Source organism: Paenibacillus woosongensis (assembly GCF_009725165.1).
Taxonomy (GTDB): domain Bacteria; phylum Bacillota; class Bacilli; order Paenibacillales; family Paenibacillaceae; genus Fontibacillus; species Fontibacillus woosongensis.
The window spans coordinates 1-1,274 of record NZ_WNZW01000034.1 but is presented as its reverse complement, the minus strand read 5'-3'; the positions used below and the strand labels follow the sequence as shown (position 1 = coordinate 1,274).

Sequence of the window (1,274 nt, the reverse complement as noted above, 5' to 3'; positions counted from 1 at the left end):
TAAGGCTGGGCTGTGATGGGGAGGGAAAATTTACAGTACCGAAGGTCATGATCTCACACTGCCAAGAAAAGCCTCTAGCCAGGAGAAGGTGCCCGTACCGCAAACCGACACAGGTAGGCGAGAAGAGAATTCTAAGGCGCGCGGAAGAACTCTCGTTAAGGAACTCGGCAAAATGACCCCGTAACTTTGGGAGAAGGGGTGCCCCGGTAGTGTGAATAGCACGAGGGGGCCGCAGTGAAAAGGCCCAAGCGACTGTTTAGCAAAAACACAGGTCTGTGCGAAGCCGTAAGGCGAAGTATACGGGCTGACGCCTGCCCGGTGCTGGAAGGTTAAGGGGAGCGGTTAGGGGTAACCCGAAGCTGTGAACCGAAGCCCCAGTAAACGGCGGCCGTAACTATAACGGTCCTAAGGTAGCGAAATTCCTTGTCAGGTAAATTCTGACCCGCACGAATGGCGTAACGACTTGGGCGCTGTCTCAACGAGAGATCCGGTGAAATTTTAATACCTGTGAAGATGCAGGTTACCCGCGACAAGACGGAAAGACCCCATGGAGCTTTACTACAGCTTGATATTGAACTTTGATGCGATTTGTACAGGATAGGTGGGAGCCTAGGAATCCGGAGCGCCAGCTTCGGTGGAGGCATCGTTGGGATACCACCCTGATCGTATCGAAGTTCTAACCTAGGACCGTGATCCGGTTCGGGGACAGTGTCAGGTGGGTAGTTTGACTGGGGCGGTCGCCTCCTAAAGAGTAACGGAGGCGCCCCAAGGTTCCCTCAGAATGGTTGGAAATCATTCGTAGAGTGCAAAGGCAAAAGGGAGCTTGACTGCGAGACTGACAAGTCGAGCAGGGACGAAAGTCGGGCTTAGTGATCCGGTGGTACCGCATGGAAGGGCCATCGCTCAACGGATAAAAGCTACCCTGGGGATAACAGGCTTATCTCCCCCAAGAGTCCACATCGACGGGGAGGTTTGGCACCTCGATGTCGGCTCATCGCATCCTGGGGCTGAAGTAGGTCCCAAGGGTTGGGCTGTTCGCCCATTAAAGCGGTACGCGAGCTGGGTTCAGAACGTCGTGAGACAGTTCGGTCCCTATCTGTCGTGGGCGTAGGAAATTTGAGAGGAGCTGTCCTTAGTACGAGAGGACCGGGATGGACGCACCGCTGGTGCACCAGTTGTTCCGCCAGGAGCATAGCTGGGTAGCTACGTGCGGATGGGATAAACGCTGAAAGCATCTAAGCGTGAAGCCCTCCTCAAGATGAGATTTCCCAATT

Annotated in this window: 1 rRNA gene; it reads left to right on the top strand. The window is 54.6% G+C overall.

Annotation, left to right across the window (positions count from 1 at the left end):
* Positions 1–1,274: ribosomal RNA gene (locus GNP95_RS25485) — 23S ribosomal RNA — on the top strand; the annotation flags it as partial.